Source organism: Brevibacillus choshinensis (assembly GCF_001420695.1).
In the GTDB taxonomy this organism is placed as follows: domain Bacteria; phylum Bacillota; class Bacilli; order Brevibacillales; family Brevibacillaceae; genus Brevibacillus; species Brevibacillus choshinensis.
Genome location: NZ_LJJB01000013.1, coordinates 676402 through 702456, shown reverse-complemented (window position 1 = coordinate 702456; position 26055 = coordinate 676402). Strand labels below are relative to the sequence as shown.

Annotated in this window: 29 protein-coding genes; all 29 read right to left on the bottom strand. The window is 47.4% G+C overall.

What is annotated here, in order from left to right; genetic code table 11:
* Window position 1 precedes the first annotated feature (1 nt).
* The 29 genes from flhF to trmFO all read right to left on the bottom strand — a co-directional run bounded on the left by flhF (window position 2) and on the right by trmFO (window position 26038).
* Window positions 2-1351 carry a flagellar biosynthesis protein FlhF gene (flhF, locus tag AN963_RS23615; protein WP_055746990.1) on the bottom strand — a complete coding sequence of 450 codons (1350 nt, stop codon included), beginning with the start codon at window positions 1349-1351 and terminating at the stop codon, window positions 2-4.
* On the bottom strand, window positions 1348-3390 hold the full coding sequence (flhA, locus tag AN963_RS23610) for a flagellar biosynthesis protein FlhA (protein ID WP_055746989.1): 2043 nt from the start codon (window positions 3388-3390) through the stop codon (window positions 1348-1350). The genes flhF and flhA overlap by 4 nt, the downstream gene beginning before the upstream one ends.
* An 18-nt stretch (window positions 3391-3408) precedes the next feature.
* Window positions 3409-4506 carry a flagellar biosynthesis protein FlhB gene (gene flhB, locus AN963_RS23605; RefSeq protein ID WP_055746988.1) on the bottom strand — a complete coding sequence of 366 codons (1098 nt, stop codon included), beginning with the start codon at window positions 4504-4506 and terminating at the stop codon, window positions 3409-3411.
* On the bottom strand, window positions 4503-5285 hold the full coding sequence (gene fliR, locus AN963_RS23600) for a flagellar biosynthetic protein FliR (RefSeq protein ID WP_055746987.1): 783 nt from the start codon (window positions 5283-5285) through the stop codon (window positions 4503-4505). The genes flhB and fliR overlap by 4 nt, the downstream gene beginning before the upstream one ends.
* Before the next feature lie 3 nt (window positions 5286-5288).
* Window positions 5289-5558, bottom strand: a complete 270-nt coding sequence (fliQ, locus tag AN963_RS23595) for a flagellar biosynthesis protein FliQ (RefSeq protein ID WP_055746986.1) — start codon at window positions 5556-5558, stop codon at window positions 5289-5291.
* Between the two features lie 31 nt (window positions 5559-5589).
* Window positions 5590-6351: a flagellar type III secretion system pore protein FliP gene (gene fliP / locus AN963_RS23590; protein WP_055746985.1), complete on the bottom strand. Its 762-nt coding sequence runs from the start codon at window positions 6349-6351 to the stop codon at window positions 5590-5592.
* Window positions 6348-7025: a flagellar biosynthetic protein FliO gene (locus AN963_RS23585; protein WP_055746984.1), complete on the bottom strand. Its 678-nt coding sequence runs from the start codon at window positions 7023-7025 to the stop codon at window positions 6348-6350. Before AN963_RS23585 ends, fliP begins: the two co-directional genes overlap by 4 nt.
* Window positions 7025-7387: a response regulator gene (locus AN963_RS23580; RefSeq protein WP_055746983.1), complete on the bottom strand. Its 363-nt coding sequence runs from the start codon at window positions 7385-7387 to the stop codon at window positions 7025-7027. The genes AN963_RS23585 and AN963_RS23580 overlap by 1 nt, the downstream gene beginning before the upstream one ends.
* A gap of 35 nt (window positions 7388-7422) precedes the next feature.
* Window positions 7423-8790, bottom strand: coding sequence for a flagellar motor switch phosphatase FliY (gene fliY / locus AN963_RS23575; protein ID WP_055746982.1), 1368 nt, complete (start codon window positions 8788-8790; stop codon window positions 7423-7425).
* The gene (fliM, locus tag AN963_RS23570; RefSeq protein WP_055746981.1) at window positions 8783-9778 is read right to left on the bottom strand and encodes a flagellar motor switch protein FliM; all 996 of its coding nucleotides are present in this window, start codon (window positions 9776-9778) and stop codon (window positions 8783-8785) included. Before fliM ends, fliY begins: the two co-directional genes overlap by 8 nt.
* Window positions 9779-9819: 41 nt before the next feature.
* Window positions 9820-10275, bottom strand: a complete 456-nt coding sequence (locus tag AN963_RS23565; protein WP_055746980.1) for a flagellar basal body-associated FliL family protein — start codon at window positions 10273-10275, stop codon at window positions 9820-9822.
* 14 nt (window positions 10276-10289) lie between these two features.
* Window positions 10290-10511 (bottom strand): flagellar FlbD family protein, encoded by a 222-nt coding sequence (locus tag AN963_RS23560; protein WP_055747846.1) that lies wholly within the window; start codon window positions 10509-10511, stop codon window positions 10290-10292.
* Window positions 10512-10580: 69 nt separating this feature from the next.
* Window positions 10581-11405, bottom strand: a complete 825-nt coding sequence (gene flgG / locus AN963_RS23555; protein ID WP_055746979.1) for a flagellar basal body rod protein FlgG — start codon at window positions 11403-11405, stop codon at window positions 10581-10583.
* Window positions 11406-11506: 101 nt separating this feature from the next.
* The gene (locus AN963_RS23550; RefSeq protein WP_055746978.1) at window positions 11507-11902 is read right to left on the bottom strand and encodes a TIGR02530 family flagellar biosynthesis protein; all 396 of its coding nucleotides are present in this window, start codon (window positions 11900-11902) and stop codon (window positions 11507-11509) included.
* 24 nt (window positions 11903-11926) lie between these two features.
* Window positions 11927-13153: a flagellar hook-length control protein FliK gene (locus tag AN963_RS23545; protein WP_055746977.1), complete on the bottom strand. Its 1227-nt coding sequence runs from the start codon at window positions 13151-13153 to the stop codon at window positions 11927-11929.
* A 66-nt stretch (window positions 13154-13219) separates the two neighbouring features.
* Window positions 13220-14131, bottom strand: a complete 912-nt coding sequence (locus tag AN963_RS23540; RefSeq protein WP_055746976.1) for a MotE family protein — start codon at window positions 14129-14131, stop codon at window positions 13220-13222.
* Window positions 14132-14143: 12 nt separating this feature from the next.
* Window positions 14144-14590 (bottom strand): flagellar export protein FliJ, encoded by a 447-nt coding sequence (gene fliJ, locus AN963_RS23535; RefSeq protein WP_055746975.1) that lies wholly within the window; start codon window positions 14588-14590, stop codon window positions 14144-14146.
* A gap of 1 nt (window position 14591) precedes the next feature.
* Window positions 14592-15911 (bottom strand): flagellar protein export ATPase FliI, encoded by a 1320-nt coding sequence (fliI, locus tag AN963_RS23530; RefSeq protein ID WP_055746974.1) that lies wholly within the window; start codon window positions 15909-15911, stop codon window positions 14592-14594.
* Window positions 15908-16726: a flagellar assembly protein FliH gene (fliH, locus tag AN963_RS23525; protein ID WP_055746973.1), complete on the bottom strand. Its 819-nt coding sequence runs from the start codon at window positions 16724-16726 to the stop codon at window positions 15908-15910. The genes fliI and fliH overlap by 4 nt, the downstream gene beginning before the upstream one ends.
* Complete coding sequence (gene fliG, locus AN963_RS23520; protein WP_055746972.1) at window positions 16710-17723, bottom strand: flagellar motor switch protein FliG; 1014 nt, start codon at window positions 17721-17723, stop codon at window positions 16710-16712. Before fliG ends, fliH begins: the two co-directional genes overlap by 17 nt.
* A gap of 13 nt (window positions 17724-17736) precedes the next feature.
* On the bottom strand, window positions 17737-19323 hold the full coding sequence (gene fliF, locus AN963_RS23515; protein ID WP_055746971.1) for a flagellar basal-body MS-ring/collar protein FliF: 1587 nt from the start codon (window positions 19321-19323) through the stop codon (window positions 17737-17739).
* Between the two features lie 31 nt (window positions 19324-19354).
* Entirely contained in the window at window positions 19355-19654 is a 300-nt protein-coding gene (gene fliE, locus AN963_RS23510) for a flagellar hook-basal body complex protein FliE (protein ID WP_055746970.1), read from the bottom strand.
* A gap of 18 nt (window positions 19655-19672) precedes the next feature.
* Window positions 19673-20131, bottom strand: a complete 459-nt coding sequence (flgC, locus tag AN963_RS23505; protein ID WP_055746969.1) for a flagellar basal body rod protein FlgC — start codon at window positions 20129-20131, stop codon at window positions 19673-19675.
* 3 nt (window positions 20132-20134) lie between these two features.
* Entirely contained in the window at window positions 20135-20548 is a 414-nt protein-coding gene (flgB, locus tag AN963_RS23500; protein WP_055746968.1) for a flagellar basal body rod protein FlgB, read from the bottom strand.
* 374 nt (window positions 20549-20922) lie between these two features.
* Window positions 20923-21702 (bottom strand): GTP-sensing pleiotropic transcriptional regulator CodY, encoded by a 780-nt coding sequence (codY, locus tag AN963_RS23495; protein ID WP_055746967.1) that lies wholly within the window; start codon window positions 21700-21702, stop codon window positions 20923-20925.
* Window positions 21703-21743: 41 nt separating this feature from the next.
* A complete protein-coding gene (gene hslU / locus AN963_RS23490) occupies window positions 21744-23141 on the bottom strand; it encodes an ATP-dependent protease ATPase subunit HslU (protein WP_330218854.1) in 1398 nt (465 codons plus the stop codon).
* A gap of 20 nt (window positions 23142-23161) precedes the next feature.
* Window positions 23162-23704 carry an ATP-dependent protease subunit HslV gene (gene hslV / locus AN963_RS23485; RefSeq protein WP_055746965.1) on the bottom strand — a complete coding sequence of 181 codons (543 nt, stop codon included), beginning with the start codon at window positions 23702-23704 and terminating at the stop codon, window positions 23162-23164.
* 17 nt (window positions 23705-23721) lie between these two features.
* Window positions 23722-24663, bottom strand: a complete 942-nt coding sequence (gene xerC, locus AN963_RS23480) for a tyrosine recombinase XerC (RefSeq protein WP_055746964.1) — start codon at window positions 24661-24663, stop codon at window positions 23722-23724.
* Between the two features lie 55 nt (window positions 24664-24718).
* Window positions 24719-26038 (bottom strand): FADH(2)-oxidizing methylenetetrahydrofolate--tRNA-(uracil(54)-C(5))-methyltransferase TrmFO, encoded by a 1320-nt coding sequence (gene trmFO, locus AN963_RS23475; protein ID WP_055746963.1) that lies wholly within the window; start codon window positions 26036-26038, stop codon window positions 24719-24721.
* Window positions 26039-26055: the final 17 nt, after the last annotated feature.

Below are 26055 nucleotides of genomic sequence, written 5' to 3'. Positions count from 1 at the left end.
TTCAGTCTCCCACTACCATGGATGAAACGAGCGTAGGTGTCGCTACGACAATATCATCCGGAACATTTTGACCAGTCGTGATATAGGAGAGAGCCAGTTTCATCTCTTCCGAAACGTTCAACATGGTACCGAAGCTCTGTGTCTCATCCGCCTTCGTAAAGATCACTTGCTTGACAGGTACATCCGAAAAGTTCTGGATGATGGCCTTCATATCGGTGTATTTGGAAGTTAAACTGAGCACCAGGTAATTCACGCTATTTGTCCCTTGCTCGACGAGTTCCCGTATCCCCTGCACGTATTCGTCATTGCGGAAATTACGCCCAGCCGTGTCAACAAAGATCAGGTCGCAGTCGCTCAAGCGTTCCATCGCGGTGACCATTTCTTTCGGCTGAAACACGACTTCCATCGGGACATTGAGAATGTTCGCATACGTTTTCAATTGCTCGACAGCTGCCATTCGATACGTATCCGCAGTGATGAAGCCAATTCTTCTTTTTTCTTTCAACATACTGTTGGCAGCCATTTTTGCGATCGTCGTGGTTTTTCCCACTCCTGTTGGTCCAAAGAAAAAAGCGTACTGCACGGATCGTTCCAGCCTCACAGATGTCTGAGCGTTTGCAGCGAGCATTCCGGTGATGATCTCTCGGCAAGCATCACGCGCTTCTTCCACCTGACATTGATGACCTGCATCCGTCTTCTCCATCAACTTTTTCAAGATTTCCGCAGTGACTTCTTCGGTAACTCCTTGATCCAAAAGTCGTGTGCGAATGACTTGAAAAGCCTCCGGGAGCTGCTGACTCAAGTCATGAACAAGAAGCTTCTGGAACATCTGACGCATCCCTCTTACTTCACTCGCCAATTCATCTGTGCCAGTCGTTCCCGTCTGATTCTCAACTTGTCTGGAAGTTTGAATAGGAGGTTCAGGCTGCTTCGGCCTTTCGTTCAAAGCGTTAGCCGGAGCAGCCTCACGAGTTGCGTAATCTCTTTTCGGTTCCTGGGATACAACGTCCGGGGAGGGCTCACGTTCTTCTACAGCAACCGCACTCTCCGTCTTCATGCGTTGTGGGACAGCAGCATTTCGATACGCTTGTTTCGCCGTATAAGTCCCGGCCTGTGGTCGAGTGGTAGCGTCCATTTGTCGATTCATACTGGACCTCTGAGTTTTCTCGTTCTCAGATGCCTTTTCATCTACTGCAGCAATCACTTCGATCCGCATCTTGCCAAACATCCCAAACATTCCACCTGTTTTAACAGGCTTGGAATTTAAAATGACGGCATCCTTTCCTAAATCCGCTCTGATCTTGTCCAGTGCTTCTGGCATTGAATCGACTATGTAACGCTTCACTCTCACGAAATGTTCACCATCCCTACGCTTTGCACTTCAACATGTGGCTCCAACTCGCTGTATGACAAAACGGGTACATCTGGCATCATCCGATCCAGCAATTGACGTAGATACATCCGAATGGCTGGAGAAGAAAGGATGATCGGCTGTTGTCCCGAGTTGATCATTTTCCCTACTTCTGCAGACATCATCTGGTAGATCCGCTGAGACGTTTCTGGATCCATCGCCAAATAGCTGCCTTGCTCAGATTGCTCGACGTGTTCGGAGATTGCTTTCTCCAGACCGGCACCCGCGGTCAGTACTCGAAGCGGTTGTCCAGGTTCTGTAAACTGAAGAGTGATCTGCCTCGACATGGCCTGTCTGACGTACTCTGTCAAAACTTCCGGATCTTTGGTGTACAAAGCATGGTCCGCCAAAGCCTCGAGTATGACATTCAAGTTGCGTACCGATACTTTTTCCCGCAGCAACTTTTGTAGCACCTTCTGCACATCGCCGATAGACAGAGATCCTGGTATGAGCTCGTCCACCAGCACCGGTGCCGTCTCTCTCACATTGTCGATCAGTGCACGCGTTTCCTGACGGCCTAGTAGTTCGTGTGCGTGACGCTTAATGATCTCGGTCAAATGTGTGGCTACGACTGAAGGTGGGTCGACTACCGTATAACCAGACAACTCGGCAATCTCCTTATTCTCTTCTGTTACCCATAAAGCAGGTAATCCAAACGCAGGTTCTACTGTTTCTATCCCAACAATGGAGTCATCTTCAATCCCAGGGCTCATTGCCAGGTAGTGATCAAGCATGATTTCCCCTTTAGCTACCTGATTGCCTTTGATCTTGATCATGTACTCATTCGGACGGAGCTGGATGTTATCCCGAATGCGGATAACTGGAACGACAATTCCCATTTCCAAGGCAATTTGACGACGAATCATAATGACGCGATCGAGTAAGTCACCGCCCTGTTTGACATCTGCCAACGGGATCAAGCCGTAGCCAAATTCGAATTCGATCGGATCGACCTGCAACAGATTGACCACGCTTTCTGGGCTACGCACTTCTTCGATCTGTTGTTCTTCAACCTTGTCGGCGGATTCGAGCATCTCAATTCGTTGTTTCTTGTTCAGTTTCCAAGCTGCGAAGCCTAAAATTCCGGCTACCGGGAGTACTGGCAACAAGCCAATCGGAGTAAAGAGCCCCAACAAGAGCATACATCCGGAAACGATATACAACAGTCGTGGAAAGTTGAACATCTGCTTGACGATGTCTTCTCCGAGCCCTTCTCCGGAGGTGGAGCGTGTCACGATAATACCAGCTGCTGTCGAAATCAACAGGGCCGGAATTTGGCTAACAAGCGCATCCCCTACCGACATCGTTGTAAATTTGGAGGCTGATTCAGCAAAGTCCATATCATGGACGAGCATCCCGATGATAAATCCTCCGATGATATTTACGATAAAGATAATAATTCCGGCGATGGCATCCCCTTTTACGAATTTACTAGCACCATCCATTGCTCCGTAAAAGTCTGCTTCATTCTCAATTTTCTTCCGTCGTGCTCGCGCTTCTGCTTCCGTAATCATCCCTGCGTTTAGATCCGCATCAATACTCATCTGCTTCCCTGGCATCGCATCCAACGTAAAGCGGGCTGCTACCTCTGCCACACGCTCGGAACCTTTCGTGATGACGATAAACTGGATGATAATCAAGATAAGAAACACAACGAAACCAACGACTTGGTTACCACCAACGACAAAATCCCCAAAGGTTTCAATCACTTTGCCGCCTTCTCCGTGAGAAAGAATGTTCCTCGTCGTGGATACATTCAAAGCCAGGCGAAAAAGCGTAGTAATGAGCAGGACCGTGGGGAAAATGGAAAACTCCAACGTTTCCTTTGTGTACATGGACACAAGCAAAATCGTCAACGCAAGGGAGATATTGAGAATTAAAAGCAAGTCAAGCAGTTGTGAAGGGAGTGGGATCACCATCATGACCACAATGCTTATGACGAATAGGATCGTACCTATTTCCTTGAACTTGAATCCCACTGTTCATCCTCCTTTCTCTTATTTCGCTTTCCCCTGCAGCTTGTACACGTACGCGAGAACTTCCGCTACCGCTTTAAACAACTCTTCGGGAATTTGCTGTCCAATCTCAACCTGACTATAGAGAGCCCTGGCCAAGGGCTTGTTTTCCATCGTAACGATCCGGTGTTTTTTGGCCACTTCTCTGATTTTTAAAGCGAGATAGTCTTGCCCTTTGGCTACTACCGTTGGAGCGCTCATGGCACTGACGTCATAACGGATAGCAACGGCAAAGTGCGTCGGGTTGGTAATAATCACATCTGCTTTTGGCAGCTCTTGCATCATTCGTCGGATTGCCATGCTGCGTTGTCGCTCACGAATCTTTCCTTTAATCAGCGGATCCCCTTCTGCCTGCTTGTGTTCATCTTTCAGGTCTTGTTTGGACATCCGTAGATTTTTCTCGTGTTCATAGCGCTGATAGGCGTAATCCAACACCGCTAAGACAAACAGCAGTAATCCGAGGTAGATTCCTAGCTTGGCGACCTCGCCCGCCGTAAATGATAGAACCGCTCCCAAAGACTTCAGAGAAAGCTGCACCACCTGATCTTTGGTGTTCCATAAAATCGAATAGGCAACGAAAATTCCAGCACTGATTTTTAATAAAGATTTGAGCAGTTCCACGATGGAACGTAAGGAAAAAATGCGTTTTGCGCCTTCAATCGGATTTAATTTTTCCAGCTTCATCTGAAGGGGTTCTGTAGAAATTAACCAACCGACCTGCATGTAATTCACGGCAAAAGCGACGAGCAATGAAGCCCCTAATACAGGACCTACTATTTTGAATGCTTCAAAAGCAAGTTGCGACACCATGAGTTTCAGATTCTCTTCATTTACCTGCCAGCTCGTGTAGGTAATCAACGACTCTCGCATGATGTTTTGAAAAGTCGCTAGCATGTTCGAGCCCAGCATGATCAATAGAAAGAAGAAGGTAGTGAGTGCGATCGACGGGGACAAATCCTGACTCTTGGCAACCTGTCCTTTTTTTCTCGCATCGTCTTTTTTCTTCGGTGTCGCTTTTTCAGTTTTTTCCCCATTGAAAAATTGCAAGTCTATCGGATAATGAAACCTGATCTGCTTCATGGTGTGCCTCCGAGCATTTTCATCATTTCTGCGAGTGCCCGGAACATACTTTCAAATAATCCGTTCAAGGTCAACAGGAAAGCGGGCATCACCACAATCAATAACAGAAATCCTGCGAGCAATTTAATCGGTAAACCTACTACGAAAATATTAAATTGCGGTACAGATTTAGCGATGATCCCAAGGGAGAGATCCACGAGGAATAACGCCACGACGATCGGAGCCGCCATCATAAATGCACTAAGAAACATGTTTTGAAAGACTTTGACAGCAGTCATCATGACTTGCTCACTGCCGAATGCTGCCCATACCGCTTCAACCGGGATCGCCTCGTAGCTTTTGATGACTCCCCTTATGAGCATGTGATGCCCATTAATACTGAAAAAGTAGAGAATGGCTAGGATGTTTTTGAAGTTACCCGTGATCGGTACGTATGCACCCGTCCTCGGGTCAATTACGTTGGCCATTGCTAGTCCCATCTGCATGTCCATCAGACCACCAGCGACCTGAACAGCTACGAACATCAACTCACAAATATAACCGAGGATGAGTCCTACTAACGCTTCCTTACACACATGAAGGATGAAAGTCAAATCCATGGTTATTTGGGCCTGAACGGGTATGTATTGAAAACTGATCAACGCCATAATAAAGGCAAACGCTATTTTGAATTGATTGGGCACCCCTTTAATCGAAAAGAAAGGAGCGGCTACAATAAAAGCACTCATTCTTACAAACACAAGCAAAAAAATGGGAAGGTACATCAAGAAGAGATTCATAGGCTATCCGACAAATCGATGGAGGTTTCCGAAGATTCCCATCGTAAAATCAAGCATTACACGCAGCATCCATGGTCCAACTGCTAGCAGTGTGATGAAGACTGCCAAGATTTTTGGAATGAATGCAAGAGTTTGCTCCTGAATTTGTGTCGTTGCCTGGAAGACGCTGACAATCAATCCGACCAGCAAGGCGATCCCTAGGGCAGGCGCCGAAAGCATCAGGATGGTATAGACTGAGCTCTGGGCAATCTGCATCAATAATTCTTGTGTCATGCTCTACCTCCTTGGACCCTTTGGAATGTACCTAGAAACTGATCAAGAGTGATTTTACGACCAGATACCAGCCATCTACCATGATGAAAAGCAAGATTTTAAACGGCAACGAAATCATGACAGGTGGCAACATCATCATCCCCATCCCCATCAAAATACTGGAGATGACCATATCAATTACGAGGAATGGTATGAAGATCATAAAGCCGATTTGAAATGCCGTTTTCAATTCACTGATAGCGTACGCGGGTACCAATGCACTCAAGGGAATGTCTTGAATGGTCTTTGGTCTATCTGCCTTTGTATATTCCAGGAATAACGCCAAATCTTTTTCCCTTGTTTGCTTCGCCATGAATTCCTTGAAAGGGATCACTGCCGTATCAAAAGCCTGTTGCTGGCTCATCTTCCCCGCCATAAAAGGCTGAACGGCTGTTTCATTTACCTTGCCAAGTGTCGGAGCCATGATAAAAAATGTCATAAAGAGCGCTAATGCCACCAGAACCTGGTTTGGAGGCATTTGTTGAGTAGCCAGGGCATTACGGACGAATGACAGCACGATCACGATCCTGGTAAAGCTCGTCATGAGCAGCAAAATCGCCGGAGCTACAGACAAAACCGTTAAAATCAGCAAAATTTGAATCGCCGAGGATGTTTCCTGAGGCGTTCCAGTTCCGCCGCCAATTTTCAAATCAATGCTCGGAACAAGCGGTGTTCCCACGGGAGCTGCCATTACGACATTTGGCAAAGCCAGCAGCACTGCGGCAATCACGAGCACCTGCAAAAAATGTTTCATTTTAGGTCCCCTCTGTCCTGAGCTTCCTCTTTGGTCCATACATCTGTTTGAATCGGTCGCTTCTGGACATCATTCCATTGTCCCTTCAGCAACTCTTGAAACGATTGTCCATCCACTTCGGAAGAATACAAGATTTCTTCTTCTACTTGTTTCTTTTTCCCGAAAGGCAGCCATTTGAAAGTAAACTGTGAAGAAATGGGCTTCATTTCTGCGTCTGATAAAATGAGGTCGACTTCTTCTCCCGGTTCGATCATTCGGAGCAGTTGTACATTTTCACCAACTCCGACGATATACAAGGTTTCCCCTATCATGACAACCTGCATGGTTTTCCCGTTTCCGAGAGCTGCTGCAGAAATGATCTTGATTGGTCCGTGGCCTTGTCCAATTTGCCTCTTGCCCAAAAATCGCAGCAACAGGTAGATGAGCACAGCAATGAATCCGAGTGAGAAGATGACTTGGACCAAGTATCCCCACATACTTCCGTTTCCGCTGCCCGGAATGGCCGCCGGCTGTTCGCCGCCGGCGGGCGCATTGCTCTTTGGTGCATTCCCCTGGTTATAGGAATCAGCCACAGTACCCTCGGCTGATGCCATGACAGGAAGGGAGGCGACAAGCAGCATGATGAGACAACAAACCCAAATGAGTCGCGTCCCTGCATTCCGGAATTTCATCATTAGCTCAATGTCTTCTTGATCGCTTCCAGAACGCGATCAGCCTGGAACGGCTTCACGATGAAATCTTTTGCGCCCGCCTGAATCGCATCAATAACCATGGCTTGTTGTCCCATCGCAGAGCACATGATGACACGTGCGTTTGGATCAAGCTTTTTGATTTCCTTCAAAGCAGCAATACCGTCCATTTCTGGCATTGTAATGTCCATCGTTACCAGGTCAGGACCGAGTTCTTTGTATTTTTCAATCGCCTGAGCACCGTCGCTCGCTTCCCCGACAACGCTGTAGCCGTTTTTGGACAAAATCTCCTTGATCATCATACGCATGAACGCTGCATCATCCACGATTAATACTTTGTTTGACATGATTAGCTCCTCCCAATGCTTCACTGTTGAATGGATTATTGTAATTTTTGAACACGATCGAACTGACTGATGATATCTGTGACACGGACCCCAAAGTTTTCGTCAATGACGACCACTTCTCCCTTGGCAATCAGCTTGTTGTTTACCAAGATGTCTACATGCTCACCTGCCAGCTTGTCCAACTGTATAATTGATCCAGCGGACAAGTCAAGGATTTCTCTGATTAATTTCTTGGTGCGTCCGAGTTCGACTGTTACTTGCAGTGGAATGTCTAGAAGCAGGTTCAAGTTTTGCTCTTCTCCCGTTACCATGGGAGCACCTCCAAGCGGCACAAATTGCGCTGGTTTCACGTTTGCTTGATTTGCAGCTGGGCTGCCAAAATGCTGAGGTGTCGGCGCCATAGGTGTCGGTGGATACGCTGGTGGATAAGGTGCGTATCCTGGCGGCATGGCATGCTGTGCGTAAGCATCCGGATAAGGCTGTCCTGGGTATCCCATAGGTTGCGCGTACATGGGCGGTGGTGCATAGCCCATAGGCGGTTGTTCGTACATCGGTTGTGGTTGTGGCTGTGGTGCAGCAGGTGGCACGTAGGCCGGTTCTGGTTGAACAGGAGCTGCTGCTACTGGTGCAGCTGATTGGGTAATGGCCGGGATACTTGGCATTTCGACGGCTGCAGCAGCGGCTGCTACCTCTTCTTCAGTACCTCCCACCAGTCTATCAATCATCTTTTTCGCAAACGATAGCGGCAGTAGTTGCATGATGTTTGAATCAATCAGTTCACCATGCTCCCCCACTTTTAAACGGAAGGACACTTTAACCAATGGGCTGTCATCTTCCGTGAAGCTATCTCCACCTTTGCCTTGTGCTAGATCCATCACATCAATACCAGGAGGAGTGATGTTGATGAATTGGTTAAAGATCGTGGACATAGAGGTCGCTGCTGAACCCATCATCTGGTTCATCGCCTCTTGTACTGCGCTGATATGTAGTTCAGATAGATCTGTATTCTCTGGTCGACCTTCTCCACCCATCATCAGGTCGGCAATCACCGCTGCGTCTTCCATGCGGATGACAAGCAGGTTTATTCCTTTAAACCCGTCTGTATATTCCACGTGGACGGCGACGTGGGGAATAGGGAACTCGCTTTCCAGCTCGTTCACATTGACTACCGAAACAGTCGGGGTCGTAATGTCTACCTTTCTGCTCAGCAGCGTGGAGAGTGCTGTCGCAGCGCTACCGAAAGAAATATTTCCAATTTCTCCGAGAGCATCCTGTTCAAACGGGGAAAGAAATTCGGCAACATCCTGACTGACTACCGAATCAGCTTCCTCTTCATCCTCTACCAAGTTGTTCGCGCGAAGCAGCGCGTCAATCTCGTCCTGAGAAAGCATGTCTCTACTCATTGTGTTCCTCCCCCTCCTCTATGACTTCATCAATCTGTACGGCAACTCTTCCTTTAAGAGTACCCGGCTGTCCGAGAAATTTCAGGTGGTTGCCGATCTTGATTTTAAGCTTGTTATCTAACGACTGATCCAGTTGAATGACATCTCCTTGTTGAAGCTGGAGGAAATCTTTTACCGAAATCGTAGCTGTGCCCATTTCTGCGACGATCGGTAGCTTCGCAGTCTTTACCCGGTCTTCTACACGCAGACGTTCTTCTTCGTCGCGCGTTTTTTTCTGTTTTGAGAACCAGTATTGTCCGGACAGCTTTGTCATGATCGGTTCGAGAACGACGTGTGGCAAACACAAGTTAATCATGCCAGTCGTGTCCCCGATTTTGGTACTGAATGAAATAACGACCACGATTTCATTGGGTGAGACGATCTGCATAAACTGCGGATTCATCTCAAGGCCTTCCTGATAAGGATCAAGTTCAATGATTTGTTTCCATGCCTCGTGGAATGTATCCAGCGCTTTGCCAAACACACGCTCCATCACCGTTGTTTCAATTTCCGTAAGGGAGCCCATTTTTTCAGGAATCGCACCCTGCCCACCTAAAAGACGATCGAGCATGGTGTAAGCGATGTTAGGATTCACTTCCAGGACCATACGACCTTCCAATGGTGGCGCTTCAAAGATGTTGAGAATGGTCATCTTGGGAATGGAACGAATAAACTCGTCATACGGTAATTGATCGACGGAGGCAACCGTAATTTGCACGAAGGTACGGAGCTGAGCGGAAAAATACGTCGTCAACAGCCGCGCGTAGTTTTCATGAATACGCGTCAGACCACGGATCTGATCTTTGGAAAAACGCAAAGCTCGTTTAAAGTCATATACTTTTACTTTGCGCTCAGTCTCTTCTTTTTTCAGCTCGTTGGCGTCCATCTCCCCCGATGAGAGAGCAGCCAACAACGCATCAATCTCACTTTGTGAGAGAACCTCGGCCATATAATCGTCACCTCCCTGCTATGTATACCTGCGTCGCTACCCTAGGACAAGACACGTTTGGTCGTTACCACTTGAACGATCTTACCTTCTTGCATCAGGGAGCTGACTTCATTCATGATTTTTGCTTCCAGTTTGTTCACGCCTTCTGTACCCTTGATGTCTTCAGGCGTCAAACCAGCCAAAGTCTTGATAATGACCTGATTGATTTGGGGCAGGCGTTGTTCCAGTTCCGCTTTTGCGTCGGAATTATCTGCTGTGATCGTGAATCGTACGATCATGTAATTGTTCGTTAGCAGATTGGTAGTAATTTCACCGGTGTCCACTGAGTACTCATGCATTTCCTTTGCAGACAATGGTTCCAATTGCTTTTCTGCACTACTAGCCGTCTGTGCAGTTGGGGAGAGATAGGTTTGCCAGAGCACGAACGAAATAACTCCCAGAAGCGATATCGCGATGATAATAATTAGAGCCATGTTAAACAATCGATTTTGAAACATCGCAAAGCCTCCCGCTATTCATTTGCATCTTCCGGCAATCTCGGTGCACTACTTGCCGGAGGAACATTTTGATAAAAGGCCTGGACACGTTCAGCGATTGACTCTGCCGAATCTTTGACGATGTATTTCCTGTCGTTGAACAGAGTAATCACCGTATCGGGAGTAGCCTCTACCGTCTCGATATGCGTGATATTCAGATAAAAAATTGCGCCGTTAAATCGTGTCAATTGGATCATCAGCTGCTCCTTTCGGTAGTGAGCAGGGGAAGCGATCAATTCCCTTCCCCCTACTCATCCTTTACGCGATTAGCGCTTCAGGTTTACCAGCTCTTCCAATACCGTGTCGGAAGTGGTGATGATACGCGAGTTTGCCTGGAAGCCACGTTGAGCGACGATCATTTCAGTAAACTCTTCGGATAGGTCAACGTTGGACATTTCCAACTGACCTGCGATGATGTTCACTTTAATGAGGTCATCGGATGGCTCCAGAGGAGTATTTGGATCTCCTCCATTGACGTCCCCAGCATTCACTGTGTTCTCGTACAAAGAGTTCCCTACTTTTTTCAGACCGCCTGGGTTATTAAAACCCATGACCCCGATGGTAGCGATTTCTTCCAGCGTTCCATCTGGTGTAACCCCAATTACTTTCCCATCTTGACCGATGGAGTAAGAGGTGTAGGTGTCACGGCTGATTGTAATCGCTCCACCGCCAGCAGCTTGGACTACCATACCCTGTGGATTCACCAGCGTACCGTTCATATCGCGTGTAAAGTTACCAGCGCGGGTAAAGTAGGTCAATCCGTCATCCCCGTCTTTTACGACAAAGAATCCATCGCCTTCAATAGAGAGGTCAGTCGGCAAGTTTGTGGTCATCGGGCTACCTGCGTTAAACACGGTATCGATGGATCCAATTTTCGCACCCAGACCGATCTGAGTCGGGTTTGTACCGCCTTTACCACCATCAGTAGGAGCACTTGCCCCTTGGATGTTTTGGCTCAAAATATCCTGGAACATAACGCGACCCTTTTTAAAGCCTACGGTATTTACGTTTGCGATGTTATTCCCGATAACGTCCAGCTTTGTCTGGAAACCACGCAAACCTGAAATACCCGAGTACATAGAACGAAGCATAATTTGTTTCCTCCTCTACTTAATCCTCGGTACGATTACCTCTGTCGGTCGGTAACCGCTGGGCTTCCTCGCGCGAGGTCCAGCCCGATGTTGCCTAAGTACTAAACGAAGATAGCACTATCAATATTGGTAAACACATTGTCCTTCATGCTTCCATCGTCGACAGCGGTAATGATCTTCCGATTTACGATACTCACGACGTAAGCCACATTATCCATAAGAATGAGAGACTCTTTGGCTCCTTTGGCAGCCGCTTTTTGCACGGCTGTTTCCAAACGTTCCATTTGAGGGGCATCAAGTGTTATTCCCCGTTCCCTCAGTCGATTGACGGCGTGCTGGCTCATGCTGAGTGGTTGCGTTTTGGCGGTAGCACCCAGCGATTCCGTCAGAAACTGTTGAAACGATTTGCCGCTTCCCTGGGCAGTCTGGGTAGTAGCTTTGGTGACGTGATTCGTTTTCGGAGGGAAGTAGGTTTGCGACACACGAAATTGGTTCATCGTGCTTCCTCCTTTATTCCATTCCTAGACGATATCGTCGATGCCTTGTGCGGTTTCCCACAGGCGATTCCATAACGATTCTGTCGATTCATTGTTGTCTACTAGTGCTTCCAGAGCGAAATCCTGCTCTTCCTGCTGGTCTTGCTTGCGATTGTTATCCTGCTGTTGTCTAGCCTGTTCTCGTTGTTGTTGGAAACCAAACGCCGTCTCCTGCTGCTGATTGACTTCCAGACGATCTACCTGTAAGCCTTGTTGGGTCAAAGCCGCTCGCAGCTGCGGCAGCTGGTTGTCCAACATATCCTTGCCTGCCTGTGTTTCCGCTGAGAAGTGTGCCGTAATCACGCCATTTTGCGACGTAATGGTCACATCGACTTGCCCCAAAGACTGCGGATTCAAGATGAGCTTGGCTTCGTGTACCCCATTCAGTTGCGTCAGCTTCATCTGTTTCACAAATATCTGGGTTACCTGCTGAGTCAGCTGATTGGCATGCACTTGATGAGTCTGTACGGATGATTGCTGGAATGGCTGGTTCGTCTGCAACTGGTTCGTAGCACTTACTTGACCTTGTGCATTTCCAAACGGCAGACCACCATCCTCCTTGCTATCCTGATTCAACAAGCCTGAGTCTTGCATTGCTGGTTGTACGGGTTGAGATGGAATGCCTGCTTCTGCCTTGTATGCGGAAAGCCCTTGGTTAAAGCGCAGCGGTTGAATGCTCTTGTTGGCTTCCTGCTGCAAGTTGTTTCCATTACCAATGAGGTCAGAACGGTTTAAGGTGGGACCTTTCTTTCCTGTTTCCTGCTCGCCCTTTTGGGCTTTCAAAGCTTCGAGAAGTTCAGCCAGTTTTTTCATTTCATCAGAAGCTGGTTCGCCTTCGTTCAGCTTAGACAAAAGTTGCTTCCAGTCTTCCGAGATTTGAGGAAATTGGCCTTGTGCCTTCTGAAGGAGCTGCTCGATCGCTCCTGCTTTCTCTTCCAGCTTGGGAGCCACCTCTTCCGGTACTTGTTGACCTGACCCGAGCATTTGCGCGAGTAGTGCCATCAATTCTTGCAAGGCGTCCATGTCCTCTTCATTCAGCCCTTCAGGGGCGATAGCCAGTTCATCAGCTGTAGGCACATTTTGCAAGGCCTGAACCAGCTGCATGGAGAACAAATCACCAATCCCAGCGCTACCACTCCCTGATGAGCTTCCCGGTGTCGCCGTAACGGTTCCGGATGCTCCAACTGGTGTTGCCACATTTGCTACATTCATCTCATTCACCTCCCTTATCTTGGTTTGTTGCTATAAAAACGATAGCCGATCAGTTTTCACTGTCTTTTATCGAAGCAACTCCTCGGTAATGCGCGCTGCCAGGTTGTCATCTTTCTTCTTATCTTCCTGTGCAATCGCTGCGAGAGTTTGTGCCCGCTTGTCATCAGGCATGTCAGACAAAATCGAGATGGCCCTTGCCTTGTTTGTTTGCATCAAGGACCGGATCACTGCGGCAGAATCAGCTGCTGGCATTTGCGCGAATGAATTAACCAATGATTCCTTTGTATTGCTGTTGCTTGCTGTGTTATTTCTCGTCTCACTCAGTGCTTTGGTCAAAACTTGCACTCTCTCTTGCAAAGCAGCGATGTCATCATCTTTGTTGACTACTGAATCTTTTAACATGATCGAAATGTCAGCCGCTTTTTTCGGATCCATTTTTGCCAAAATGTCTGCACGCTGATTAGGCTTCATTTTGGTCATGACGGTAACAGACTCGTCCAAGCTGAGATTTTCAATAATCGCTGCTGCATTTTTCGCAGACATGGTCGTGTATACCTTGGCCAAGTCTGTAAACTGCTGCTGGCGTTCCTCTTCTGTGGCTCGCTTGTCTTCCATCATCTTTTGGAGATCCTGCACTTGTTTTTCCAGTGCCTGGATCGTGGAGTCTTTCTTTGCCGTTTCTACCTTTAATGAAGAAAGAGCTTGCTGACTTTTCACATGATCTGTTTGCAGACTCGTTACTTGTTTGTTTAACTCTTCTTTTGGATCAGAGCCGGGAGCCGCTGCATATTCGTCCGGGACAAGCTTTTCCACGTACGGTACGGATTTGGCCCAATGGAGAACATTCCCCAGCACGTTGACCCCCAGCAAACTGAGGAGCACACCGCCAAGGAGGCTGGCAAACAGTGCAGGAATCACGATCATGTAAAAAAACCATTCCCACCTGCCGTACTCCCGTTCTTCTTGGATTTCTTCCATCTGGAACCTCCCTCAGTTGCTTCGACGAAGATAGAGCTGGGTGCCAATCTCGTCCAACTCTTTTTGTTCCCGCACTTTTTCCATGTCCATGAATTGAGTGTGGGACCGCTCCCGTAGACGCTGCCATAGCTGGGACTCTTTCATTCTCTCCGTCAATCGAGACTGACAGCGCTCCACGTCTTGTTCGCAACCATGTAACGTCCGCTTTTGGCTTTTAATCGAACGCTCTACGGATTGTTTGTACTGGGTAATCTGGATGAGCTGAGCAGCACTGCACGTTTGTGTCTGCGCATCCTGTAGAAGCAGAGACATTTCGTCATGGTGCTCATGCAGGCGATACAGCTTCCATTCCTCTTCGTTCTTCCGCTGGACTGATTTGCCGAATGCCCACTCCGCCTGTTCCTTCTCTTTTTCCTTCAGATCCAGAACCTTTTGGAGATGAAACTGAAACACAGCCACGTTAGTTCACTCCTCCGAAATTAGCGGTCAACGCTTTTATCGCACTCTGTAAAGTAGAAGGCTCATGTGTACCCTGTCCGGTAAAATCGCGGATGACATCCCGATAACGTATGGCGGCATCAATTTCTCGATTCGTGCCAGGCTTGTACGCCCCGATATTAATGAGATCTTCTGCATCACGATAAGTCGCCATATGTCTTTTTAACTGCCGGGCTGCTTCTATATGATTGTCAGTGACAATCTCAGTCATGACCCGGCTGACACTGGCAAGAACATCAATCGCAGGGAATTGACCTTTGTGCGCAATTTTCCGGTCCAATACAATGTGACCATCTAAAATTCCGCGAACAGCATCGGCAATCGGATCATTCATGTCATCTGAGTCAACAAGCACGGTATAGAAAGCAGTGATACTGCCTCGATCGGCTGTTCCAGCTCTTTCCATCAGCTTGGGCAACAAGGCAAAAACCGAAGGCGTATAACCTCGCGTCGCAGGAGGCTCACCAATTGCAAGTCCTACTTCCCGCTGTGCCATGGCAAATCGGGTCACAGAGTCCATCATGAGCATCACGTTCATACCACGATCTCTGAAATATTCAGCGATTGATGTGGCGATCATGGCTCCCTTGATTCGGATCATCGCAGGTTGATCAGATGTAGCTACCACGACAACTGATTTCTTCAGTCCTTCTTCCCCTAGATCCCGTTCAATAAACTCCATAACCTCGCGTCCACGCTCACCGATCAGTCCGATAACATTGATGTCCGCTGTAGTATTACGGGCAATCATCCCCATCAGCGTACTCTTCCCCACACCAGAACCTGCAAAGATCCCGACGCGTTGTCCTTTACCGATCGTAAGCAGTCCGTCAATCGCTCGGACACCGACACTGAGTGCTTCTTTAATGCGAGGACGAAGAATCGGGTTCGGCGGCATATTATTGGTCGGATAAGAGGAGAGCCCAAACGGTAAAGTTCCTTGGAATGGACGACCTAGACCATCCAAAACGGAACCGAGTATTTCAGGACCTACTTTAACTTCCAATGATCGGCCAGTCGCGACGACATCACAGCCGGGACCGATCGCCGTCAATTCACCAAGCGGCATCAGGAGAACCTTGTTTTCACGAAACCCAACGACTTCCGCAATGATAGGCTCCTGGCTATTGCTCGGAAACAGGTGACAGATCTCGCCGAGCTTCACTTCCGGCCCTTGAGATTCAATCGTGAGTCCAACTACTTGAGTCACCTTTCCGTTTACCCGCATCGGATCCATCCCCATTAATGCGTGTTTGTATTTAGAAAGATCGAGAATACTCATGGGGCTTCACTTCCTCGTGCAATCTCGAGCAACGCCTGCTTGATCTCCGTCATCTGCGTATCGATCCGGGCATCCACACTACCCAACGGTGTGCGAATCACGCATCCGCCATCTTGAACGGTATAATCCGGGTAAATTGATAACTCCGCTTGTCCATCGAGCAATTCTAGTAATTGTGCTCGGTGCTCTTGCACATAGTCGAAGTACTTGTGATTGACGCAAACGGTTATATGTCCGTGTACACGTGAGCGACGCATCACTTTCTTCACGATTTCCATTACTTGTTCAGATGAGTGGTGCAACTCTGCGTTTATGACTTTTTTGGCAATCTCGATACTTAATTCCACCAAAAACGGCTCGGCTTCAGCCACGATTTGTTTTTTCTCAGCAAACGCATTTTCGAGAAGCTTTCTAGCTTGTTCGACTGCGCTCGTCTCTTCCTCGTACGCTTGTTGCTTGCCTGCTTCATAACCGGAATCGTGACCTTCACGTCCTGCTTGTTCATGAACTTCCTGGAACAGAGCGGCCGCATCCATTCGCTTTTGCTCCCACCACTGTTCCATTTCCATCATCGCGTCCTGCTTCAATTGCTCCGCTTGTTCCACTGCCTGCTGCAATATTTTTTGAGCCGTTTCTTCCGCGTCCTGTATGATGATTTGCGCTTCTTCTTCGGCTTGATTTAAAATTTTTTGATTTTCTTGCAACCTTTCTGGATCTGCTTCCGTCTTTAGTGGTGCAGGCGTTACCGCAAGGAGCACAGAATCGTCTGAAGGCTGATAATACGAGGCCTTGATGATCCTAGACAATGATATCATCTCCTCCACCGCGAGCGATGATGATCTCACCGGCTTCCTCTAAGCGACGGATAATGGCAACGATACGGGATTGAGCTTCTTCGACGTCGCGAAGTCGAACCGGCCCCATAAATTCCATTTCTTCTTTGAAAGTGTCGGCCATCCGTTTGGACATATTGCGGAAAATAACTTCACGCACTTCTTCGCTGGCCACTTTGAGAGAAAGCTGAAGGTCTGCGTTCTCCACATCCCGGATGACACGCTGGATCGAACGATTGTCCAAGGTAGCAATGTCTTCGAAAACGAACATGCGCTTCTTGATTTCTTCTGCCAGCTCTGGATCTTGAATTTCCAAGGAATCCAGGATCGTGCGCTCGGTTCCTCGATCGACACCATTGAGTACCGCGACAATTGCTTCGATACCACCTGCTTGCGTGTAATCCTGTGTAACAGTGGCAGAAAGCTTTTGCTCCAAGACTTGTTCGACCTGTGCAATGACTTCCGGAGAAGTACTATCCATCATCGCGATCCGTTTTGCCACTTCTGCTTGGCGTTCTTGTGGTAAAGCTGACAAGATCATAGCAGCTTGCTGGGCTTCCAAATAAGACAAGACCAACGCAATCGTTTGTGGATGCTCATTCTGGATAAAGTTGAGGATCTGACCAGGATCTGCTTTTCTAGCAAAATCAAACGGTCGAACTTGCAAATTGGCGGTAAGACGATTAATGATATCCATCGCTTTCGTCTCGCCCAATGCCTTCTGTAGAATTTCTTTTGCGTATGTAATACCGCCTTGGGCAATTACTTCTTTGGCTACTGCTATTTGATGAAATTCTGCTAAAATTTTATCTTTTTCATCGGTATCGACTTTACGGACATTGGCAATCTCCAATGTCAGTTGCTCGATCTCATCTTCACGCAAGTGCTTAAACACCTGGGCGGAGATTTCCGGCCCGAGTGAGATGAGAAGGATAGCCGCCTTCTGTCGTCCAGTCAACTCTTTAGCGCCGCGAGCCATACCCTTTCACTCCTTAGTCTTCTGCTAGCCAAGTACGAAGCAGTACAACAAATTCATCTGGCTTGCTTCGCGCCAATTTTTCCAACTGCTTCCTGACCACGACCTGATCCCCATCTTCTTGATATATAAGATCTGGGATTTCCAACGGTTGTGAAGGTGACAGCAAATCCGCATCTTCTTCTTCTTGTTGCTGTTTCGCCTGCTTACGTCTGCGCAGTACGAGGAATGCAACAGCCGCGAGTGCCAGTACAGCAATACCACCAACTGTCCAAAGAACGGCGGGGCTAAGAGAATTGGAGTCTTCTACTGCTACTTTTCCTGAGAATGGACGAGGCAGGACAGAAATATGCTTGTCCAGTTCTTCCTGTGTCAAATCAACACCTTGATTGCTCAAAGTCACACGAACAACATTTCGCAGCACTTGTTTGATGCTCTCAACAGTCGCATCATCCAATGTGCCACCTGCAGGAGGCTCTACCCCAACGTTGATCGTAACATCCTCGATTTTATACGGACTCATCGTTACATTACGAGTAATTCGATTTACTTCACGGTTGATCGTATCATTCAGCTCTTCGTAATCACTGTTGCTGCCCGCTGGTGTGCTCGCAGGATAACTTGGAACTGCACTAGCTCCCGTTCCAGCAATTCCCCCTGGAGGAGCACCTTGACCAGAAAACGTTTTTGATAATTTTTGAGATGAGATAATAAGTCCTTCGTTATTTTCTTTGTCCGGAGCTTCCACGAGATTTTCCACGCGATTTTCCTTATCAAAGTTCATCTTGATAAACGTATGGACGATCACTTTGTCTCTACCCATGATGGTACCGAGCAGATTATACAGGTTTTGTTGAATTTTCTTTTCTACTTCTGCTTTGATCTCCTCTTGTTGCTTAAAGCCACTTAGTGTTCCTTCATTTTCATTCGCTGCCGCACGTTCCAATGGATTCGAATATTGGTCTGTGATCGCGATCGCTTCCATAGGAAGTTTTGGAACACTTCGGGACACAAGCAGGTAAAGAGAGTTGATTTGCTTTTGATCCAATGTCGTTCCCGGTTCTACATCAACAATCACAGAAGCAGTTGCAGTATCTGGCGTTTCTGTTACCCACACACTTTCTTCCGGTAACGTAATCATGACCTGGGCACTGCGTACGCCTTTCACTCGCTCCAGCATCTTGCGCAATTCCTGCTGCAAGGCTTCCTTCTTCATCACATCGAATTGACGATCCGTCACACCCAATGTATTGGAAAAGATCTCCGAGTTAATTCCCGCCTCGCTAGGTATTCCCTGAGCTGCCAAATCAACAATGACATCCTGTGCCATTTTTTCTGGAACTTCAATGCCTGTCCCATTTCCTGTAATTCGATAAGGAATTTTTGAGCTCTCCAGCTCTTGTTTGATCGTTCCGATTTCTTGTTCACTCAGTCTTTGATTGTAAAGTGGTGTGTACACCGGCTGAGATGCAATGTATATGTATAGTCCGAGTGAGATGAGCAGAAACACGGATATTCCTGCGATCATCCATTTTTGTTTCTTGGAAAACTGGTTCCATTTTGACGCAAGCTGTTCTCTGAATACTGCTATACGTTCGTTCATGATTCACCTCTCACAGGATACCAACAACAAATCATATCGACATACGCATGATTTCTTGATAAGACTCGATCACCTTGTTACGTACCTGTAAGGTCATCTGCAACATGTTCGTAGCTTTTACACCGGCAACCATCACTTGATCAATGCTGTCAATTTTTCCTGCTGCAAACATATCTCCCAACATTGCAGACTCAACTTGTGCTTGATTGACTTGATTGATCGCATCACTGAGAAAGGAACCAAACTCTTTCGTTACCTGAGCTGGAGTCTGCGTTTTGGCAACGCCTGAAGTCTGAATGGGGCTGACTTGAGAAATCGTGTTAATCTCCATCGATTACCTTCATCCTCTCTACCTGATTTCCAAAGCCTTCATCATCATGTTTTTCGAAGCATTCAATGCTGTGATATTCGCCTCGTAAGATCTTGAGGCAGATATCATATCCACCATTTCTTTCATCATGTCCACATTTGGCATCAGCACGTAGCCGTCTTTATCAGCGTCCGGATGACTCGGATCAAATACCCGTTTGAATGGAGTCTCATCTTCCTTGATCGAAGTGACTCTGACACCCTGGTCTCCGTTTTTCCCTGAAATGTTTCCAACGGCCGCTTGCAGTAGATTATCAAACGACTCACTGGATTTTGGGGAAAGCTCTACCATTTTTCGCTTGTATGGTTGCCATACGCCATTTGCGAAGTTAGCTCTTGTTGTCTCTGCGTTTGCAATGTTGGAAGCGATCGTATCCAGACGCAGCCGATTAGCTGTCAGCGCCGAAGCACTTGTGTTGATTCCTTGAAATAGACTCATTCCCTATTTCCCTCCACCGTCAATAACGCTTCGAATTTTTTGGTAAGACCCTGCTGTTAGCTGCGTAAGACCGCTATACCAAATTTGGTTTTTTGCCAACTCGGTTTCTTCTGATTCCAAATCGACATCGTTCCCATTGTTTTGTACAAAGTTGTTTGGATTGGAAACGATTTGTGGCATTGCGAATCCTCCCGCATTTGCAAAAGGAATGTGTCTGTCGCTCGTGCGGTACGCTTCCAGCTTTTGCTGTCCATGCAAACCAGATATTTCCTGTTGCAGGTACTCTTCGAAAACGACTTGCTGGCTCTTAAATTGTGGGGTGTCTATGTTGGCCAGGTTGTTCGTGATCGTTTTGTGTCGAAGGTTTGCAGCGTCCATCGATCGCTCGAGGATCTGCGTATGATAGCTTCCCAGCATCGGTTCTTCTCCCCCATTAGTTTCCATCTCATTTTCGCTAATGCGCTATAATTCTTCCATATTCGACATCTGAGATACGTTACAATCATAGCAAAACTGCTATAGCGAAAAAAGCCCCTTTTCATGACGATTTTCAAAATGATTCAATGGCACTAAATCCCTTATCCTTCCTGATTATTTACTGCATTTTACAATTGCAAATGGGAAAATCCCATATATTAGAAAGAAAATACGTCAATATTTACGCATCCAGTAATCCTAAGATTCTGTCGGATCTTGTTGGGTTTAGGTATTTTGTACCACGACAAAAGGTGCAGCACGGAGTTGTGCTGCACCTCTTGTTTAACAAACTATAACTTTTGAGCCATTCGAGTTTAAGAGGTTTTCAATTTCTCTAGCTCTGGCAACAGCTTTTCATTCAATACTTTAATGAAAGTACCCTTCATGCCAAGGGATCGAGATTCGATCACACCAGCACTTTCAAGCTTGCGAAGAGCGTTTACAATCACAGAGCGTGTAATACCTACACGGTCTGCAATTTTGGAAGCGACGAGCAAGCCTTCTTTGCCTTCGAGCTCTTCGAAGATGTGTTCTACTGCTTCCAACTCGCTATAAGACAGGGAGCCAATCGCCATTTGAACGACCGCTTTGCTGCGAGCTTCTTCTTCAATCGCTTCGGAACGCTCACGCAAGATTTCCATTCCTACAACCGTTGCCCCTACTTCTGCAAGGATCAAGTCATCATCGACGAACTGATCATTAATACGGCCGAGAATGAGTGTACCCAATCGATCTCCTCCACCCATGATCGGAACGAGTGTAGTCCAACCAGTGCGGAATACTTCTTTCATTTCCACAGGGAAAATGGTGTATGGGCTTTCTACATCCAGGTTCGCAGAAGTTTCTTCCACTTTCAGCAAGCCTTGGCTGTAGTCTTCTGGAAAGCGGCGATCTTCTAGCATCTTGCGGATACGCGCGTTATCCATTTCCTGATGAATAGCAAAACCGAGCAATTTACCTTTACGGCTCACAACAAATGTATTGGCTTCGATGACATCGCTCAATACTTGTGCCATTTCATTAAAATTGACGGCATGCCCTGCTGATTTTTGCAACATGCGGTTAATTCTTCTTGTTTTTGACAGTAGATCCATCTGTATTTCCTCCCAATGTATAGGTGATGCTATCCGATTCTTTACAGGATATATTGGCTTAAATCCTTATTCCCTACGATATTGCCCAGTTTTTGCCGGACGTAATCAGGGGTGATTTGTACAACTTCCAGGTGGATTTCTGGTGCTTCAAAGGACAAGTCCTCCAACAGCTTCTCCAAAATCGTGTGCAAACGTCTGGCACCGATGTTATCGGTACTTTGGTTTACCTCCGCTGCCAAACTGGCAATCTCCTGGATCGCTTCTGGTGTAAATTCAACATGCACGCCTTCTGTTTCCAAGAGCGCAATGTACTGCTTCAACAGGGCGTTCTTAGGCTCTGTCAATATCCGCACAAATTCTTCTACACGAAGACTGGTCAGCTCTACCCGGATGGGAAAGCGTCCTTGCAGCTCTGGGATCAGATCAGATGGTTTTGCCATGTGAAAAGCACCCGCTGCAATGAACAAAACGTAATCCGTTTTTACCGGACCGTATTTGGTCATGATCGTTGAACCTTCCACGATTGGCAAGATATCACGCTGTACCCCTTCTCGGGAAACATCTGGACCACGGCCATCCTTCCCCGCAATCTTGTCGATTTCGTCGATGAAGATAATTCCGTGATTCTCTGCCCGGCGAACCGACTCCTGCGTGACTTCATCCATATCCACCAGTTTTTGCGCTTCTTGTTGAATTAATACCTTTCGCGCATCTTTTATTCGCAATTTTCGTTTCTTCGTCCGCTTTGGCATCAGGCTACCTAACATATCCTGCATTTGCATCCCCATTTGTTCTGTACCCGGAACCTGGAACATGTCAAACATCGTTGGAGATTGATCCTCCACATCGATCTCGATCATTTGCTCTTCCAGTTGGCCATTTGCCAGCTGCCATGCGATCTGTCTACGTTGCTGTTCGACAGAAGCATCTTCCGGATCCGGTGTAGAGGACTGCTGTTGCTGCTGTCCTCCAAAGAGCATCTCCAGGGGATTTTTAAATGAGTTCTGCGGTTTGCGTGAAGGAACGAGCACATTGACGATGGCTTCATTTGCAAGCTTTTCCGCTTTTTCCTTTACTGATTCCATCTTTTCTTGCTTCACGGTACGAATGGAGGCCTCAACCAAATCTCGAACCATGGATTCTACGTCTCTGCCCACGTAACCCACTTCAGTAAATTTAGTTGCCTCTACTTTGATAAAAGGAGCACCCGTCAGTTTGGCGATTCGACGCGCAATTTCCGTCTTACCAACACCTGTAGGTCCGATCATCAAAATATTTTTTGGTACGACTTCATCAATGATTTGTTCCGGCAAGCGGCTACGGCGATAACGGTTACGCAAGGCCACGGCAATTGCTTTCTTGGCTTGTGCTTGCCCGACGATGTATTTGTCCAAATGCTCAACGATCTTACGCGGGGTTAATTGCTCAAGATTCAGCACGTAAACGTCCTCCCTTATGCTCAATTCAATTCATCCACAACAAGATTGTTGTTCGTGAAAACGCAAATTTCTGCAGCGGTGAGAAGAGATGCTTCTGCAATTTCTCTTGCGCTGAGATGGGGAGCATACTTTTTCAGTGCCCGTCCAGCCGACAATGCAAAGCTGCCTCCGGAACCGATCGCCAATATCCCATCATCTGGTTCAATAATTTCACCGTTTCCAGATATGAGCAGTAAATGGTCTTTATTCAGTACAATCATCATTGCTTCGAGACGATGTAATACTTTATCCATTCGCCATTCTTTTGCCAGCTCTACAGCAGCCCTTTGCAGATTGCCGTGATACTCCTCCAGCTTACCCTCGAATTTCTCGAAAAGCGTAATGGCGTCTGCCACTGATCCAGCGAAGCCAGCCAAGACTTCTCCACGATAGAGTCGTCTCACTTTTTTTGCACCGCGCTTCATGACCATGCTGTTGCCAAATGTGACTTGACCATCTCCGGCCATCGCTACGGATCCATTATGTTGAATGGCAAAAATCGTTGTGGCATGAAACTGTTCCATGACTGATTCCTCCCGTTTTAGGTACGATTGGCGGAACCGGTATCGCGCGATGTAGCACGCGGATGAGCGGTGTCGTAAACATGGCGAAGCCTCTCTTTAGTCACATGTGTGTATACCTGCGTCGTTGATACATTTACATGCCCCAGCAATTCCTGAACCGTGCGGAGGTCAGCGCCTCCATTCAGCATGTGGGTAGCAAATGTGTGACGAAACGTATGCGGTGAGACATGTAGATGGAGGGCGTGGGTTTCGACGTATTTGTCTACGACGCGACGAACGCTTCGATCAGACAACGGCTCACCACGGTAATTGACTAGTAGATATCCATGCTCCTCGTTACCAGCCAGCAGTTTTTGTCTTCCATACTCTAGGTATTGCCTAAGAACGTCGCAGGCATAACTTCCTACCGGCACATAGCGCTCTTTTGCCCCTTTTCCATAAACGAGCGCGACGCCCATGCTCGGATTGATTGAATCTAGTGAGAGAGTAACCAATTCCGTCACACGTATGCCGCTAGCGTACAACAGTTCAAATATCAGCCGATCCCTCACCCCAAGCGGAGTGGACATGTCAGGCAGATCAAAAAACGATTGAACTTCTTGTGGATACAAAAAGGTAGGAAGTTTCTTCTCCATTTTCGGAGTTGAAACGAGTTGGAATGGATTCTGTTCCAATTGACCTTCACGCAACAAAAAACGATACAGGCTTCGCAAACTGGAAAGCTTACGGGCAATACTCCGCCTGGAGAGACCTTTTTTCGCCAAATGCGCGAGAAAGGATCGACCATGCAAATAAGAAACAGCAGCAAATACGGTGATTTGGTGCTGTTCCATAAAAGCGACAAATTCGCGGATATCTGCCACATACTGCTTCACCGTGTGAGGAGAGGCGTTTTTCTCAACTTGCAAATATCGGGTAAACATCGCAATTTCCGCAGAGTTCAGTTGCGAAATGTCCATACGGGATGCACCCTCCTCGAAGCACCTATATAGTAACACAGTCGAAATTCGGATATCAACGTAAATTGTGTCGTTCTTGTGTAAAATTCTGAATTGTATCTAGCGCCCGCTCAGCAAGCTTTTCGTTCTTTTCTCGCTTATTTCGAATACGCTCGGGCAACTCTGGAACGAGTCCGAAATTCGCATTCATTGGCTGAAAATGCTTCGAATCTGCTGTTGTGATGTATCTCGCCATACTTCCCATGACCGTCTCTGGTGGAAGGACCATCAGTTCCTCCCCTTTGGCCAAGCGAGCTGCATTGATGCCTGCAAGCAATCCAGATGCTGCGGATTCAACGTAACCTTCGACTCCCGTCATCTGACCTGCGAAGAATAATGTATCCCGTTCTTTATATTGATACGTTGGTTTCAGCAGTTTAGGCGAGTTGATAAACGTATTTCGGTGCATGACACCGTAACGGACGATCTCGCAATTTTCCAGACCAGGGATCAAAGAAAAGACACGCTTTTGCTCAGGCCACTTCAAATGCGTCTGAAAGCCTACGATGTTGTAGAGGGTTGCAGCTCCATTGTCCTGGCGCAGCTGTACTACTGCATGAGGCTTTTTACCTGTTCTCGGGTCGGTTAGGCCTACTGGCTTCAACGGACCGAAAAGCATGGTCTGACGTCCACGCTTTGCCATCACTTCGATTGGCATGCAGCCTTCAAAAAAGATCTCTTTTTCAAATTCCTTTAGGGGAACTGCTTCTGCAGCGATCAGTTCATCGTAGAAACGATTAAATTCCTCTTCCGACATGGGGCAATTCAGGTATGCAGCCTCTCCTTTATCATAGCGTGAGGCTACAAACACTTTCTCCATATCGATGGAGTCCTTTTCCAAGATCGGTGCTGCCGCATCGTAAAAGTAGAGATAGTCCTCACCAGTCAATCCTCTGAGCTGCTCAGATAAAGCCGGGGAAGTCAGAGGACCCGTCGCGATTACGACAATCCCCTCCGGAATCTCTGTGATTTCCTCTGAGACCACTTCCACAAGCGGATGATTTCGCACCGCTTCCGTCACGTAATCAGCAAATTCATGCCGATCCACGGCCAGCGCCCCACCAGCAGGTACGGCGCAACGGTCCGCTGCATCAATAATGACAGAACCTAATCGACGCATTTCTTCCTTTAATACTCCGACTGCATTCGTCAGCGTATTGGCACGAAGGGAGTTACTGCAGACGAGTTCTGCAAACTTGTCGGTATGATGCGCCGGTGTTTGTGTTTTTGGTCTCATTTCGTATAGTCTCACGGGAACACCTGCTTCGGCGATCTGCCAAGCTGCTTCACTTCCTGCCAGCCCTGCGCCCACTACGGTGATTGTTGGTTGTGTCATGATGATAATCCTCCAAG